Below are 15529 nucleotides of genomic sequence, written 5' to 3' on the forward strand. Positions count from 1 at the left end.
GTGTTCTCAGCACGAGATTTCGAGTGAATTGTCGTCGTGTGTGCACGTTCGAGACGCGCACGACGGGTGCGTCACTGCTCAACTGCGGCCTCCTCACCGGCGGGCTCGACCGGGCTGACCAACACCGTGCTGATCCGCACCCGCCCACGACTGTCGCGGCTGCCCTCGGCCCGCAGGCGCAGGCCGTGTGACACTACCTCGGCACCGGGCAGTGGAACGCGGCCCAGCTCCAGCGCGAGCAGCCCGCCGACCGTGTCGACGTCGAGGCCGGAGTCGAACTCCACCCCGTAGAGCTCCCCGACGTCTTCGATCGGCAGCCGCGCGGAGACTCGAAATCTGTTGCCGTCCAGCTCCTCTACGGGAGCAACTTCGCCCTGGTCGTACTCGTCGGCGATCTCGCCGACGATCTCCTCCAAGACGTCCTCGATGGTGACCAGTCCGGCGATCGCGCCGTATTCGTCGACCAGCAGAGCCATGTGATAGCGGCTGCGCTGCATGTCCTCCAGCAGCGCGTTGAGTGCCTTGGAGTCGGGCACGAAGACCGCCGGTCGCATCACCTGCGCCACCGTGGTGTCCTGCCCCCCGTTGGTCGAATAATAGGTTTGTTGGACAAGGTCTTTCAGGTAGACGACGCCGAGGATGTCGTCGACGTTCTCACCGATTACCGGGATGCGGGAATGCCCACTGCGCACCGCCAGAGACGTGGCTTGACCTGCCGACTTGTCCCGTTCGATCCACACCATCTCGGTGCGCGGCACCATCACCTCACGGGCCGGAGTGTCGGCGAGTTCGAAGACCGACTGGATCATCCGGCGTTCGTCGGCCGCCACCACGCCACGCTGCTGGGCCATGTCGACCACTTCGCGCAGCTCGATTTCGGAGGCGAACGGCCCGTTGCGGAAGCCGCGCCCCGGGGTCAGCGCGTTCCCCAACACCACCAGCACGCGGCTGATCGGGGCGAGCAGCACCGACAGGACTTGCAGCGGCAGCGCTGCGGCCAGCGCGATCGAATAGGCGTTCTGCCGGCCCAGGGTCCGCGGTCCCACCCCGATCACCACGAAGCTGACCACCACCATGGCCGCCGCGGCGGCGAACAATCCCCAGTCCAAGCCGAGCACGGCGTTCAGCAGATACACCAGCAGCGCGGTCGCGGTGACCTCGCAAGTGATGCGCAACAACACCACCAGGTTGATGTAGCGCGGACGTTCGGCCATCAGCTTGACCAGCCAGACCGCACCGGGTCGCTTCGCTCGCACCAGCTCCTCGACCCGCGCCGGCGAGACGGTGCTGACCGCGGCGTCGATTGCCGCGAACAACCCGCCCAGACCGATCAGCGCAATCACGCCAAGGAGCAGCGGTGTTCCGGTCACGGTTCGTCGAAATACCTGGACTTGTCCAGCAGCCGGCGGTCTTTCTCGCTCTGGGTCTCGGCCCGGTAGGTCTCCACCTGGTCGGAGACCCACTCCTCGAGCAGACGGCGCTGCAACGCGAACATCTCTTTTTCTTCATCCGGCTCGGCGTGGTCGTAGCCGAGCAGGTGCAGCACGCCGTGCACGGTCAGCAGCGCCAGTTCCTGGCCTAGCGAATGGCCGGCCGCCGCAGCCTGTTCGGCGGCGAACTCCGGGCACAGTGCGATGTCGCCGAGCATCGAGGGACCGGGTTCGGGAGCGTCCGGCCGGCCGCCGGGCTCCAATTCGTCCATCGGGAAACTCATGACGTCGGTGGGCCCGGGCAGATCCATCCAGCGCATGTGCAGGTCGGCCATCGCGGCGGTGTCCAGTAGCACCATCGAGAGCTCGGCACCGGGATTGACGTCCATTTTGGCCAGCACGAACTTGGCGACGCTGATCAGCTCGACTTCGGAGACGTCGAGGCCGGATTCGTTGGAGACCTCAATGCTCATCGACGTGACCTGCCTTGCGAGGCGCGCCGTGACGCCCGGTTCATGGCCAGCCCCGGCTGGACCTGTTCGGATTCGTGGCGTGAGTATGCGTCGACGATCTCCGACACCAACCGGTGCCGGACGACGTCGACGCTGGTGAGCTCGGCGACGTAGATGTCGTCGATGTCGTCGAGGATGTCCACCGCAGCCCGCAGCCCGGACTTCGCCCCGCCGGGCAGGTCGATCTGGGTGACGTCACCGGTGACCACTATCTTGGCCCCGAAGCCCAGCCGGGTGAGGAACATCTTCATCTGTTCGGCGGTGGTGTTCTGCGCCTCGTCGAGAATGATGAATGCGTCGTTGAGCGTCCGGCCGCGCATGTAGGCCAGTGGCGCCACCTCGATGACACCAGAACTCATCAGCTTGGGAATCAGCTCCGGGTCCATCATGTCGTGTAGCGCGTCGTACAGCGGGCGCAGATAAGGGTCGATCTTCTCGCTCAGGGTGCCGGGCAAAAACCCCAGCCGCTCACCGGCTTCCACCGCCGGACGGGTCAGGATGATGCGGGTGACCTGTTTGGTCTGCAGCGCTTTGACCGCCTTGGCCATCGCCAGATACGTCTTGCCGGTACCGGCCGGGCCGATGCCGAACACGATGGTGTGGGCGTCGATGGCGTCGACGTAGCGCTTCTGGTTGAGCGTCTTGGGCCGGATGGTCTTGCCGCGCCGCGACAGCACATCCAGGCTGAGGACTTCGGCGGGCGACTCGTTGCCGGTACCCACCAGCATCCCGACACTGTGCCGCACCGTTTCGGGCGTCAGGGACTGCCCGCCTGCCACGATCGCCACCAGCTCGGAGAGCACGCGCTCGGCAAGGGCGACATCGGCCGGCGCTCCGGAGATGGTGACGGCGTTACCGCGCACATGCAGGTCGGCAGCAAGCAGGCGTTCGATGGCACGCAGGTTCTCATCTGCAGAACCCAGCAGGCCCACGACCAGGTCGGGTGGAACATCGACGCTGCTGCGAACCTGCGAGGCCGGCCCGGCAGCGGGGGTATCGCGGGGCGTCACGGGGTTTCCGATGCCTGCTTCCTGGGGGTTTGGGCCGTGGGTACGGCGACGAGTCCGACGCTTGAGTCTACCGCCTACCGTCACCGATGAGCGGTTCGTTCAAGACGGGGTGGTGCCGCGCGGGCGAAACTGCCGGGTATGAGCGAGGAAACCTTCACCCCTGCCCTGGGTCGCTTGGCGCCGGCCCGGTTCTTCGACTACGTCGTAGCGTTGACGCGCGAACGGCTGTGGCGAGGCCTGACCGTCATGCATCTGGCGCCGCGTCCCGGCGACTCGATCCTGGACGTGGGCTGCGGCACCGGATCGTTGGCGCTGCTGGCCGCTCGGGTGGAGCCGCAGGCGACGATCGTGGGCCTGGACCCCGATCCGGAGATCTTGACGGTGGCGCGCGAAAAGGATGCCGACGGCCGAGTTCGTTGGCTGACGGGGCTGGGCGACGACTTGGTGGCATCGGTCGGCGCGGAGTCGATGGACGGCGTGACGTCCAGTCTGGTGCTGCACCAATGTCCGATGGACGTCAAGCGCGCCATCTTGGCGTCGATGTTCGCGGTGCTGCGGCCGGGTGGGCGGCTCGTGATCGCCGACTTCGGGTTGCAACGGACTCCGCTGATGCGCCTGGCGTTTCGGTTCGTCCAGTTCGCCGACGGCAAGACCGATACCCAGCCCAACGCCGATGGTGTTCTCCCGGAGCTGATTTCAGCCGCCGGCTTCACCGATGTTCGCGAAGCCGACGTGGTGGCCACGATCAACGGGACGATCTCGATCTATACCGCCCGCAAACTGTGATCACGCGAGGGCCTGCAGCACCACCGACGGCGTCAGGCCCATCATCTCCCGCATCTGCCGGGTGAAGTGGGCCTGGTCGGAAAACCCTGCGGCAATGGCGGCTTCGGCCAACGGCATGCCCGACTGCAGGGCTTCGACGGCCCGGCGCAGCCGTGACCAGACCCGCCAGCGGGTGAGCGGCATCCCCAGTTCCCGGCGCGCCAACGCGCGCAGGCGCTGCGGCGAGAGGCCGATCTCGGCGGCCAGGCTCGGCATCGCAATGTTGCTGTCGGCCAACAGGGCCAGCGCCGTCACCAGGCGCGGATCCAGTTCCTCCGACTGGCCCCGGCAGGCGGCTGCGACATCGGACTCGCGCAGTTCGCCCAGCTCGGGGGCGGCGGCGATCCCGGCGTCATAGCGTTGCCGCAGTCGATCGGCGAACAGGCAGTGCGGCTCGATGAAGTAGGTGATCAGGTCACGGATGGCCAGGATGCGGTGCGGCGCCATCGGCGAGACGACCAGCGCGGCGGCCTGATGATGCGTTCCGGCCGGGTCCACCATCGCCACGTCGTCTCGCCCGGCGACCACGATCTGGAAGGCGCCGTGGCGGTGAATCGGGCCGCCGCCGCCCACCGGGCCGCGATACACCGCGTAGCCGTCGCTGATGCTCAGCGACGGCGCCGAACTCTCCAGGCTATTCACTCCCCCAGCGCGGGGTCAGCACCCCGAGCGCGCCCAGCGCGACCGCCGCCGCGGTCGAGGTGCGCAGGACGGTGGGCCCCAGCCGGGCGGCCACGGCACCTGCGCCGGTCAACGCCGCCAGCTCCGCCTCGGTGAGTCCGCCTTCGGGCCCCACTATCAGGGCCAGTGCCGGCGCAGTGGGCCCGATCACGTCGGCCAATGCGACGCCGGCCGCGTCGTGCAAGACCAGCACGGTCGCACCGGCGGCCACCTGTGCGCGCACCCACGACACCAGCCCGGCGCCGGTCAGCACCCCGCGAACGGGCGGAATGTGGGCCCGGCGGGATTGCCCGGCGGCCGCTTGGGCGACCGCCTGCCAGCGTCGCACTCCCTTGTCGGCGCGTGCGCCGTCCCAGCGGGCCACACACCGGTCGGCCTGCCAGGCTATGAAAGCGTCAGCGCCGGCCTCGGTGGCCAGCTCGATCGCCAGCTCGGATCGTTCGGATTTGGGCAGCGCCTGCACGACGGTGACCGGTGGACTGGGCGCCTCGACCTGGGAACGCTCCAGTACCCGGGCCCGCAACCCGCCGCGGTCGGCCTCCTCGACCTGGCATTGCGCCACCACCCCGGCACCGTCACCGAGGGTCAGTTGCTCACCAGGCCGAATCCGACGCACCGTCGCGGCATGGAACCCGGCGTCGCCGCCGAGTACGGCCAGCGCACCCACCTCGGGCAGCGCATCCACGTAGAACAGGCCTGCCACCGCGGGCTCAGCGCCCGGTGAAGGTTTCGCGCAGTCGGCTGAACAGCCCGCCGCTGTGCGGCGTGTGCGCCGAGCGGACCTCGGCGGTCTCGCGGTCGCGGTGCTCTTTGAACTTGCGCAGCAGCTCGGTGTCGTGGCTGTCGAGACGCTCGGGGACCACCACTTCGATGTGAGCGTGCAGGTCACCGCGCGCCCCGGTCCGCACCTGCGGCATGCCTTGGCCGCGCAGCAGGATGATCGACCCCGGCTGGGTGCCGGCCGGGATGGTGATCTCGGTGGCTCCGTCGAGGATCGCGTCCACGGTCACGGTGGTGCCCAGCGCCGCATCGACCATCGGCACCGAGATGTGGCAATGCAGGTCGTCACCGTCGCGGGCGAAGATCTCGTGAGGCTGTTCGTGTACCTCGACGTAGAGGTCACCGGCCGGTCCCCCACCCGGGCCGACCTCACCCTGGGCGGCCAGCCGGACACGCATGCCGTCGCCGACGCCGGCCGGGATCTTGACGCTGATCTCACGGCGCGAACGCACCCGGCCGTCGCCGCCGCACTGGTGACACGGGTCCGGGATCACCTCGCCGACGCCACGGCAGGTCGGGCACGGCCGCGAAGTCATGACCTGGCCGAGCAGCGAGCGCTGCATGCTCTGCACCTCGCCGCGTCCGTGGCAGGTGTCGCACGGCATGGGACGCGAGTCCCCGTTGGTGCCGCGGCCCTGGCAGCGATCGCACAGCACCGCGGTGTCGACGGTGACGCGCTTGGTCACACCGGTGGCGCACTCGGTGAGGTCCAGGCGCATGCGCAGCAGGGAGTCCGATCCCGGCCGGACCCGTCCGATCGGGCCCCGAGAGGCCGCGCCGCCACCAAAGAACGCTTCGAACACGTCCCCCAGGCCCCCAAAGCCCGAGGATCCGCCGAACCCGCCGAAGCCATTGCCACCGCCGCCGCCCTCCAGCGGGTCACCACCGAGGTCGACGATGCGACGTTTCTCCGGGTCGGACAGCACCTCGTAGGCGGCGCTGATCTCCTTGAACTTGGCCTGCGCCGCCTCGTCGGGGTTGACGTCGGGGTGATAGGTGCGCGCCAGCTTGCGATAGGCGCGCTTGAGCTCGGTGTCGGTGGCGTCCTTATCGACGCCCAACAAGCCGTAATAGTCGCGTGCCACGCCTGACCCTTCCCAACTTCTGCCAGCCGGAGATTAGCGAGCCCCGAGCACTTCACCGATGTACATAGCAACTGCTGCAACACTGGCGATCGTTCCCGGATAGTCCATCCGGGTGGGACCCAGCACCCCCATGCCCCCGTACACGGTGCCCTGTGACCCGTAAGCGGTGGACACCATCGAGGCGCCGGCCATCTCCTCAGCCTCGGTCTCGTGACCGATGCGCACCGTGACTTTACCGGCTTCCTGCTGCACGGCGAGCAGCCGCAGCACAACAACCTGCTCTTCCAGCACTTCCAGCACCGACCGCAGCGAGCTGCCGAAGTCGGCAGCGTTGCGGGTCAGGTTGGCGGTACCGCCGAGCAGCAGGCGTTCCTCGCGGTGCTCGACCAACGATTCCAGCAGCACCGTCGCCGAGCGCCCCACGGCGTTGGCCAGGCCGGGCGACAGCCCGCTGCGCCCGTCCAGGTGCCCGGCGAGTTCGGCGACAGCGGTGGAGGCCGCTGAGATCCGTTTGCCCTCCAGCGCGGCGCCGAGGATCTCACGCAGCTGGCTGAGCTGGTGGTCGTCGATGGGCTCGCCCAACTCGACGATCCGTTGATCGACCCGACCAGAGTCGGTGATGACCACCAGCAACAGCCGAGCCGGGGTCAGCGCGATCACCTCGAGGTGGCGCACGGTGGACACCGACAGCGTCGGGTACTGCACGACGGCCACCTGGCGGGTCAGCTGGGCCAGGGTGCGCACCGCCCGGCGCAGCACGTCGTCGAGGTCGACACCGGAATCCAGGAACGACAGGATCGCCCGGCGTTCCGCGCTCGACAACGGTTTGACGTCGTCGATTCGGTCGACGAACTCGCGGTAGCCCTTCTCGGTGGGCACCCGTCCGGAACTGGTGTGCGGCTGGGCGATGTAGCCTTCGGCCTCCAGCACCGCCATGTCGTTGCGCACGGTGGCCGGAGAAACCCCGAGGTTGTGCCGTTCGACCAGCGCTTTGGAGCCGATCGGCTCTTTGGTGGCGACGAAGTCGGCGACGATGGCACGCAGTACCTCGAAGCGGCGGTCATCAGCCACACCCATGGGCGCTCACCTCCTACCTCGAACAGCTACGGCCGCTCTCGATTTTACGGTGAAGCCGCCAACAGCCGGTGTTCGATGCCGTGCACGATGCCAGGCTCGCGATCTCGCACCAAACAGGCGACGTCAACGAACCGGGAGACGAGCGGGGACGACTCGTCGTCGATCCAGCCCACCGCGATCGCCGATCCGGGCCAGTCCTCGATCGGCAGGAACCGGACCCCGGTCACCGGCATGAAGTGCGCGGCCGCTGCGCTGGTGACGGCGATGGCCGCACCCGCGGCGACCACTTGCGCCTCCTCGGTGATCGAATCGGCGCGCACCACGTCGACCTTCGTCGCATCGGTGCGCGCCGCGGCCAGGCTCCAGAACGCGTGATGGGCGTCGTCGGCGCTGGACGACTGGGTGATCGGATCGTCGAGAAGGTCGCGCACCGACACCGACGCCCGTCCGGCGTGCCGGTACGAGGTCGACACCATGGCGACGACGGGATCGACCGCCAGGATCTGGGTCTTGATGTTGGGTGTGCTCTGGGGCAGCCGTAGGAACGCCACGTCGGTGGCCCGCGACGCCAACCCGGCCGATGGATCGCTGACCTGGAATTCCCGCATCTCGATAGTGACGTCGGGGTGACGTTCCCGGAACTCGGCAATGATCGGTGCGGTCAGTTCGAGCGCAGCGCCCGGTACGTAGCCCAGCCGCAGCGTGCCGACCACCCCGCGGGCTGCCTGTTTCGCGGCGGCGGCGGCGCTGTCCAGAGCGGCCAAGACGCCGCGCGCTCCCTCCAGAAAGACTTCGCCGGCGGGCGTCAGCGTGACGTTGCGGGTGTTGCGTTCGAACAGCTTGACGCCGAGTTCGTCTTCGAGATCCTTGATCTGGCGGCTCAGTGCCTGCTGTGCTAGGTAGACACGCGCTGCCGCCCGACTGAAGTGCAGCTCTTCAGCAGCCACCACGAAGTGGCGCAGCTTTCGCGTGTTGATGTCGATGGTGCCCGATCTTAAGACACCGGGTGTTGATCAGGCGTGGTTCGATCCGGCGGTTCAGCGAGGCTCGACGAAGGAGAGGCGAAGCTGGGACCGCCGAATGGATCCGGCCCCGATCCGTCCAGTGCACCCACCGACACCGCTTTCAAGTCGACACCCGATCGGCCCAGTTGCCGCGCACCGGTGATCAGGGCATCGATGACGCGGGCAGCTTCGCGGTAGCCGAGGCCGTCCGGCGGGTGCACGTTGGACACGCAGTTGCGTTCGGCGTCGGTGCGTCCCGGCCGCGGCAGGTGCGTCAGGTACAGCCCGAGACTGCTGGCCACCGACAATCCCGGCCGCTCGCCGATCAGAACCACGACGGTCTCTACCCCCATCGCCTGCCCGATGTGGTCGCCGAGTGCCACCCGGGCCCCGGTGGCGATCACCGGCGCGGCGAGCGTGCGATGAGCGCCCACCACATCGGTCAGCGCGCGCAGCAACGCAACACCGTGTTCGGTCAGCGCCGCCGGAGACAGCCCGTCGCACAACACGAATCCCACCTGCGCCGTGCTGCAAGGGATTTCACTCAGGTCGTTGGGTAGCCGACCAAGGTCGGGACGCCGCAGATATTCCTCGCGGCCACTCGCCCGGCTGGTCACCGCCACGGGTTCACCGAGCCCCACCCCGGTCACCTGCTGCGCCAGGAGCCCGATGTCGAACGGTTGGCGCACCGCATCGCGGGCCAGGGCATGCGCGGCCCGGAACTCCAGCACGCTGCGGGTCGGCTGAGCGTCACCGGCGCGACCGAGTCCGATCCGCGCCTGGGTGTGGCGACGCAGCTCCTGCCAGATGCGTGATCCCGAATCCGCCGGCGCAGCGAGGCTCATGCCGGTGCCGCCAGCGAACGCAATGGTGAGCGCTCCACAGCGCTGGGAAGCACCCGACCGGATTCGTCGGCGATACCGAGGCGCTGCAGCCACGCCTCGAACTCGGGGGCCGGCCGCAACCCAAGCGCACGGCGCACATAAAGCGCGTCGTGAAAGGACATGCTCTGGTAGCCCAGCATCACGTCGTCGGCGCCGGGGACGGTGATGACGAAGTTGCAGCCGGCAACGCCGAGCAGCGTGAGCAGGGTGTCCACGTCGTCCTGATCGGCTTCGGCGTGATTGGTGTAGCAGACGTCGACACCCATCGGCAGGCCGAGCAGCTTGCCGCAGAAGTGGTCCTCCAACCCGGCCCGGGCGATCTGCTTGCCGTCGTAGAGGTATTCGGGCCCGATGAACCCGACCACGGTGTTGACCAGCAGCGGCGAGAACTCGCGGGCCACCGCGTAGGCCCGGGCCTCCAGGGTCTGCTGATCGACGGGCCGGCCTCCGCTGCCCAGGTGGGCGTGTGCGCTCAGTGCCGAGCCCTGGCCGGTCTCGAAGTACATGACGTTGTCCCCGACGGTCCCGCGCTGCAGTGAAAGCCCGGCCTCGTGGGCGGTACGCAGCAGATCAAGGCTCACGCCGAAGCTGCGGTTGGCGCCCTCGGTGCCGGCGATCGATTGGAACACCAGGTCGACCGGGACGCCCTGCTCCATCAGCTCGATGGTCGTGGTCACGTGCGAGAGCACGCAGGACTGCGTCGGGATCTGGTAGCGCAGCCGGATGTCGTCGAGCAGGTACAGCAGATCGGCGGTGGCCTGCGGCGAGTCGGTGGCCGGGTTGATGCCGATCACCGCGTCGCCACATCCGTGCAGCAACCCGTCAAGCGTGGCCGCGGCGACACCCCGAGGGTCGTCGGTCGGATGGTTGGGTTGCAGCCGGGTCGCCAGGCGGCCCGGCAAGCCCAGCGTGGTGCGAAACGCGCTGGTGACCGTTGTCGATCGCGCCACCGCGATCAGGTCCTGGTTTCGCATGAGCTTGCTGACCGCGGCCACCATCTCGGGGGTCAGCCCGGGCGCGACCCGGCGCAGGGTTTCGGCCGCGGTCGGCGTCGCCGCCACCTCTAGCAGCCAGTCCCGCAGGCCGCCGACAGTCAGATGCGATATCGCGGAAAAGCTCGCACGGTCGTGGCGGTCGATGATCAGCCGGGTGACTTCGTCGGTCTCGTAGGGCACGACAAGATCACGCAGAAAGGTGTCCAGCTCGACGTCGGCCAATGCCCATTGCGCCGCGGCTCGTTCGGCGTCGCTGGCGGCGGCGCAGCCGGCCAGTTCGTCACCGGATCGGCGCGGTGTGGCCTTGGCCAGGAGGTCGATCAGGCCGTCGAACCGGTAGGTGGTGCCGGCCAGCGTCTGCGTGTACGTGGTCACCGCAGGCCCCTTCCACTGTGCCGAGATTCCCCTGATCGCATCGACGACTGCACGCAGGTGTGACGAGGAAATGACGTCGTGCCGATATGAGCCACGGGTGAAGAAATGCAACCCGCGGCCCCCAGTTTTACATATCGGCGTCGCGATCCCATAATTCGCTTATTTCGTCGGCGAGCAGGAAAAAGCTCGACTCGGTGGTACTGTCCCCCGTTTGTGGGAATTGCAGCAGCAGGCATCAATGACGATCTGACCTTGGCGCTGGGCCTGGCGGACCTGGCCGACGCCATGACGATGGACCGATTCGGGGCACTGGACCTGCGGGTCGATACGAAGCCGGACCTCACTCCGGTCACCGATGCCGACCGTGCGGTGGAGGTCGCTCTGCGCGACGTGCTGGCGCGCGATCGGCCCGATGACGACGTGCTGGGCGAGGAGTTCGGCGGCAGCGCGACCTTCAGCGGCCGCCAGTGGGTCATCGACCCGATCGACGGAACCAAGAACTTCGTGCGCGGCGTGCCGGTGTGGGCCACCTTGATCGCTCTGCTCGAGGACGGCGTGCCGCGCGTGGGTGCGATCAGCGCCCCCGCGTTGGACAGGCGGTGGTGGGCCGGGGATGGCCTGGGCGCATTCGCCGCGGTCGGCGGCGCAGCGCCGCGACGTCTGTCGGTCTCCGCGGTGGCCGAACTCGGCTCGGCAAGCCTGTCGTTCGCCGGACTCACACAGTGGGCCCACCTCGGACTACGGCAGCGCTTCCTGGACCTGACCGACACCGTATGGCGAACGCGCAGCTACGGCGACTTCTGGGCCCATTGCCTACTTGCCGAGGGCGCAGTCGACATCGTTGTCGAGCCCTCGTTGTCGCTGTGGGATATGGCAGCCCTGGACATCCTGGTGCGCGAGGCGGGTGGCACCTTCACCGACCTCAACGGCACCGCCGGCCCCCATGGCCGCAGCGCGGTGGCCACCAACGCCCTGCTGCACTCAGCGGTCCTGGACAGCCTGGGCGTGGCCTGGCACCGCGCATGCCCCACCCACACACCCGATTAACAACAAAATTTTGTCAATGCTGTCATTTTTTGGTGTTGGAATTCTCAAGCGCGATTTGAGATTATCGGCCCGCGGCCATTGAACAAAATGTCGCGGCAATTCTTGCTATCCCCGCAGCCGCCATTCAGACGCGCAGGAGATCATGAATTCAGGCATTTCACCGCGGGCCCGCGGCGGGGCAGTCGGCGTGGTAACGACGCAGCGGGCGCGACGTCATGTGACGCCATGTCGGCCGGCCGTGGTTAGCTCTGCTATTGCGCGTGCGAACAACAACACGATGGTCCCTCGGGGTTTCTGACTCCGAAGGCTCCTCAGTCAGATGGAGGATCTGCTCTCACCATGTCCGACTTTCCCTACACGGACCGCTTCACCGTCAACCGCACGCTGCCCGAGCTGGGCCGGCCGCGTGACGAAGTGCTCGCGGAACTGCGTGAGATGGCGCAGGCCGAGGATCCCACCTGGGAAACCGGCAAGGTGTCCGGGACCATGTACTGCGGTGACCACGAGCACTACCGCTTCCTCGATGAGGCATTCGGACTGTTCGCCCATGTGAACGTGCTGCAGCGCGACATCTGCCCGTCGGCGACCAAGTTCGAGGGCGAAGTCATCGCGATGGCCCTGGACCTGATGCACGCCGAGGCCATCACCGACGGGGAGCCGGTCGGCATGGTCACCACGGGTGGCACCGGCAGCATCATTCACGCGCTGCTGGCCTACCGTGAGCACGCCGCCAAGCACCGTGGGATCACCAGGCCGAACTTCATCAAACCCGAAACCGGTCACCCTGCCTTTGACAAGGGCTGCCACCTGTTCGGCATCGAGCTTCGCAAGGCGCCCGTCGACCCGCAGACCGCTCAGGTCGATGTCGAGTGGGTGGCGAACAACATCGACGAGAACACCATCGCGATCATGGGTTCGGCCTGCAATTACGGCTACGGCACCGTCGACCCGATCCCGGAGTTGGGACAGTTGGCCTCCGAGCGCGGGGTGGGCTTGCACGTCGACGGCTGCCTCGGCGGTTTCGTACTGCCTTTCGCGAACGAGTTGGGTTATGACGTACCGATTTTCGACTTCCGGGTGCCCGGCGTCACCAGCATCTCGGCAGACAACCACAAGTACGGCTACGCGCTGAAGGGCGCTTCGACGCTGCTGTTTCGAGACAAGGCCTACCGCAATGCGCAGTACTTCTTCCTGCCGGATTGGACCGGCGGCAAGTACATGTCCCCCGGCATCGAAGGCTCTCGGTCGGGCGGGCTGATCGCCGCCGCGTGGGCTTCGATGGTGCAGCTGGGCCGCGAGGGCTACCTGCGCTACGCCAAGGCGATCCTGGAGACCGCGTCGGCGATGCAGGACGTGGTGCGCAGCCATCCCGAACTGACGATTATCGGTTCGCCCACATTCTGTTTCGCCTTCCGCTCCGACGAGTTCGACATCTACCACGTCGCCGACGCGATGAAGCCCAAGGGCTGGCGGTTCAACGGCCAGCAGTACCCCAACGCCATCCACATGGCGGTGACCCGGCCGCAGACCCAGCCCGGTGTGGTCGAGGCATTCACCGCCGACCTCGACGACGCGATCGAGTACGCCAAGAAGCAGACCGCCGCCGGTGAGGCACCGATCAGCGCCGCGGTCTACGGGGGCGTCCCCGGCGGGATGACCGATGAGGCGGCTCAGTTCATCGAAGGGTTCATGGAGCGCATCCTCGACACCCAGCAGTCCTTGCCGCCCCTATGACGGGCCCCGCTGAGCGCGTCGATCGCGTGGTTCTGGCCGTCGACCTCGGTACCGGCGGCCCCAAGGTCGGTTTCGTGTCGTTGGACGGCACCGTGCTGTGGTCGGACCTGGTCGAAGTCTCGACCGAGTACGGGCCGGACGGGTCCGCCATCCAGGACGCCGCCCTGTGGTGGGAGATCATCCGCGACGCCACCAAACGCGGGCTGGCCGAGAGCGGAGTACGCGGCGAGCAGGTGGCCGGGGTGTCGATCACCGGACAGTGGGCCAGCACCGTCCCGGTGGACGCCGAGGGCCGTCCGGTGGGTCCGTGCGTGATGTGGATGGACACCCGCGGCGCGCCCTACAGTCGCAAGGTATTCGGAGGTCGGGTAGCCGGATACCGGCCACGGGTCCTGCTCAGTTGGCTTCGTCGCAACGGCGGCATCCCCTCCCCCAACGGCGATGATCCGGTCGGGCACATGCTGCACCTGCAGCGCGGCGACCCGGCGGTCTTCGCGGCAACCCGCTGGCTGCTGGAACCCGTCGACTATCTCGGCATGTGTTTCACCGGACGAGCGGCGGCATCGCGGGCCTCGATGATGGGCACGTGGCTCACCAACAATCGCACACTGAGCGTGCTCGACTACGACGACGTGCTGGTGCGGTTGGCCGGTGTCGATCGGGCGAAACTGCCACCGCTGGTGCCGACCGGTTCGATCATCGGTCCGGTGGCGCCGTCAGTCGCCGCCGAACTCGGCATATCGCCTGCGGCTCAGGTGGTCACCGGCACCCCGGATCTGCACGCCGCGGCGGTGGGTTCCGGCGCGGTGCGCCAAGGTGAGCTGCACCTGACCATCTCCACCACGTCGTGGATCAGCTGCCCGGTGGCGTTCAAGAAGACCGATGCCTTCCACCAGCTGGCCACCGTTGCGGGCCTCGACCCGACGTCCTATCTGCTGGTCAACAATCAAGACACCGCCGGCCGAGCGTTGCAGTGGTTGCGCGACAACGTTTTCGACGGCCTGGACTACGACGCGCTGACCGAACTGGCGGCGGGTGCACCGGCCGGCTCGAACGGGGTGATCTTCACGCCCTGGCTCAAGGGCGAGCACTCCCCCGTCGACGACCGCCGTGCCCGCGGCGGTTTCCATAACCTGTCGCTGGCCACCACCCGCGCCGATCTGGTGCGCGCGGTGCTCGAAGGGGTCGCCTACAACAGCCGCTGGCTGCTCGAATGCGTGAACCGGTTCACCCCCAACGCCGGACCGATCCGGATCGTCGGCGGCGGGGCACGTTCGGACCTGTGGTGCCAGATCATCGCCGACGTCACGGGTCGTACCTGCGAGCGAGTGGCCGATCCGTTGAACGCACAGTTACGGGGCGCGGCGCTGTTCGCCGGGATCGGGATGGGCGAGTTGGATCGCGACACGTTGCGCGATCTGATCCCGCTCGACGGCGTATTCGAGCCCGTGGCCGCCAATCGCGCGGTCTACGACCGACTGTTCGCCGAGTTCCCCCGGCTCTACAAGGCGCAGAAAGGCATGTTCGGCCGCCTCAACCGCTGACCAACCCGTTATGCGGGTTAGTGGGCAGCCATGATCTGCATCAGCTGCTCCGCCGAGTTGTGCGACAGCACCCACCGGCCCTGGTCGACGAGCTGCAGCGGGACCGTTTGCGGCGCGGGCATCTTGGGGCCGGTGATGGTGACATTTGCCAGCCCCTGCCCCTCACCGGTCTGCACGACGTTGATCACGTCAAAGTTGTAGGGCAGCTCTCCGTCGCGGTAGGCCCTACGCAGCTCGCTGTCGAGCCCGTGGCCCTCGTGCTGAGTGATGCCGTTCTCGACGAGGTCGGCCTTCTCCTTGTAGCCGATGCCGGCGTCGCTGAGCCTGGTCAGCATGCCCGACACCTCGCCGGTCGTGGGCAGCGGAACGCCGGACGGCGCCGGGGCGGGTGCCGGCGGTGCGGGCTCCAGCGGGGCGGGCGCACCGGCCACGGAATCCTGCGGTGCGGCCGGTTCTGCGGAGGCGACGCCTGCCCCGGACAGCCCGATCGCAGCCAGTGCCGCAGCGCTCAGCAGTAGAAGTCTTCCAGTCACGGTTCCCCCTTCA

15 protein-coding genes and 1 pseudogene are annotated in these 15529 nt (G+C 67.7%); 4 read left to right on the forward strand and 12 right to left on the reverse strand.

Annotation, left to right across the window (positions count from 1 at the left end):
* Nucleotides 1-71: 71 nt before the first annotated feature.
* Genes NM962_12040 through NM962_12050 form a run of 3 tightly spaced genes read right to left on the reverse strand, consistent with a single transcriptional unit; the run spans nucleotide 72 to nucleotide 2952 of the window.
* Nucleotides 72-1370: a hemolysin family protein gene (locus tag NM962_12040; GenBank protein UVO10771.1), complete on the reverse strand. Its 1299-nt coding sequence runs from the start codon at nucleotides 1368-1370 to the stop codon at nucleotides 72-74.
* Nucleotides 1367-1903 (reverse strand): rRNA maturation RNase YbeY, encoded by a 537-nt coding sequence (gene ybeY / locus NM962_12045; GenBank protein ID UVO10772.1) that lies wholly within the window; start codon nucleotides 1901-1903, stop codon nucleotides 1367-1369. The genes NM962_12040 and ybeY overlap by 4 nt, the downstream gene beginning before the upstream one ends.
* The gene (locus tag NM962_12050) at nucleotides 1900-2952 is read right to left on the reverse strand and encodes a PhoH family protein (protein UVO10773.1); all 1053 of its coding nucleotides are present in this window, start codon (nucleotides 2950-2952) and stop codon (nucleotides 1900-1902) included. The genes ybeY and NM962_12050 overlap by 4 nt, the downstream gene beginning before the upstream one ends.
* A gap of 138 nt (nucleotides 2953-3090) precedes the next feature.
* Between NM962_12050 and NM962_12055 the strand changes: the two genes are divergently transcribed.
* The gene (locus NM962_12055) at nucleotides 3091-3738 is read left to right on the forward strand and encodes a class I SAM-dependent methyltransferase (GenBank protein ID UVO10774.1); all 648 of its coding nucleotides are present in this window, start codon (nucleotides 3091-3093) and stop codon (nucleotides 3736-3738) included.
* Here NM962_12055 and NM962_12060 read toward each other — a convergent pair whose 3' ends face one another.
* The 8 genes and pseudogenes from NM962_12060 to NM962_12095 all read right to left on the reverse strand — a co-directional run bounded on the left by NM962_12060 (nucleotide 3739) and on the right by NM962_12095 (nucleotide 10658).
* Nucleotides 3739-4419: a helix-turn-helix domain-containing protein gene (locus NM962_12060; protein ID UVO10775.1), complete on the reverse strand. Its 681-nt coding sequence runs from the start codon at nucleotides 4417-4419 to the stop codon at nucleotides 3739-3741.
* Entirely contained in the window at nucleotides 4412-5161 is a 750-nt protein-coding gene (locus tag NM962_12065; GenBank protein ID UVO10776.1) for a 16S rRNA (uracil(1498)-N(3))-methyltransferase, read from the reverse strand. Before NM962_12065 ends, NM962_12060 begins: the two co-directional genes overlap by 8 nt.
* A 7-nt stretch (nucleotides 5162-5168) precedes the next feature.
* A complete protein-coding gene (gene dnaJ, locus NM962_12070; GenBank protein UVO10777.1) occupies nucleotides 5169-6323 on the reverse strand; it encodes a molecular chaperone DnaJ in 1155 nt (384 codons plus the stop codon).
* Nucleotides 6324-6356: 33 nt separating this feature from the next.
* Nucleotides 6357-7400 carry a heat-inducible transcriptional repressor HrcA gene (hrcA, locus tag NM962_12075; protein UVO10778.1) on the reverse strand — a complete coding sequence of 348 codons (1044 nt, stop codon included), beginning with the start codon at nucleotides 7398-7400 and terminating at the stop codon, nucleotides 6357-6359.
* A 44-nt stretch (nucleotides 7401-7444) separates the two neighbouring features.
* The gene (locus tag NM962_12080) at nucleotides 7445-8113 is read right to left on the reverse strand and encodes a LysR substrate-binding domain-containing protein (GenBank protein ID UVO14690.1); all 669 of its coding nucleotides are present in this window, start codon (nucleotides 8111-8113) and stop codon (nucleotides 7445-7447) included.
* Nucleotides 8114-8149: 36 nt separating this feature from the next.
* Nucleotides 8150-8383: pseudogene (locus NM962_12085) on the reverse strand (LysR family transcriptional regulator).
* Between the two features lie 11 nt (nucleotides 8384-8394).
* Nucleotides 8395-9249 carry an ethanolamine ammonia-lyase subunit EutC gene (eutC, locus tag NM962_12090; GenBank protein UVO10779.1) on the reverse strand — a complete coding sequence of 285 codons (855 nt, stop codon included), beginning with the start codon at nucleotides 9247-9249 and terminating at the stop codon, nucleotides 8395-8397.
* Nucleotides 9246-10658: an ethanolamine ammonia-lyase subunit EutB gene (locus NM962_12095; protein ID UVO10780.1), complete on the reverse strand. Its 1413-nt coding sequence runs from the start codon at nucleotides 10656-10658 to the stop codon at nucleotides 9246-9248. Before NM962_12095 ends, eutC begins: the two co-directional genes overlap by 4 nt.
* 285 nt (nucleotides 10659-10943) lie before the next feature.
* On the opposite strand from NM962_12095, the gene NM962_12100 reads away from it, so the two are divergent.
* From NM962_12100 to NM962_12110, 3 genes are all read left to right on the forward strand, one after another.
* Nucleotides 10944-11705, forward strand: coding sequence for a histidinol-phosphatase (locus NM962_12100; protein UVO14691.1), 762 nt, complete (start codon nucleotides 10944-10946; stop codon nucleotides 11703-11705).
* A gap of 339 nt (nucleotides 11706-12044) precedes the next feature.
* Nucleotides 12045-13439, forward strand: a complete 1395-nt coding sequence (locus tag NM962_12105; protein UVO10781.1) for an aspartate aminotransferase family protein — start codon at nucleotides 12045-12047, stop codon at nucleotides 13437-13439.
* Complete coding sequence (locus NM962_12110) at nucleotides 13436-14983, forward strand: FGGY-family carbohydrate kinase (protein UVO10782.1); 1548 nt, start codon at nucleotides 13436-13438, stop codon at nucleotides 14981-14983. The genes NM962_12105 and NM962_12110 overlap by 4 nt, the downstream gene beginning before the upstream one ends.
* Before the next feature lie 17 nt (nucleotides 14984-15000).
* On the opposite strand, the gene NM962_12115 is transcribed toward NM962_12110, so the two are convergent.
* Entirely contained in the window at nucleotides 15001-15516 is a 516-nt protein-coding gene (locus NM962_12115) for a hypothetical protein (GenBank protein UVO10783.1), read from the reverse strand.
* Between the last annotated feature and the right edge of the window lie 13 nt (nucleotides 15517-15529).

Source organism: Mycobacterium sp. SVM_VP21 (assembly GCA_024758765.1).
Taxonomy (GTDB): Bacteria; Actinomycetota; Actinomycetes; order Mycobacteriales; family Mycobacteriaceae; genus Mycobacterium; species Mycobacterium heraklionense_C.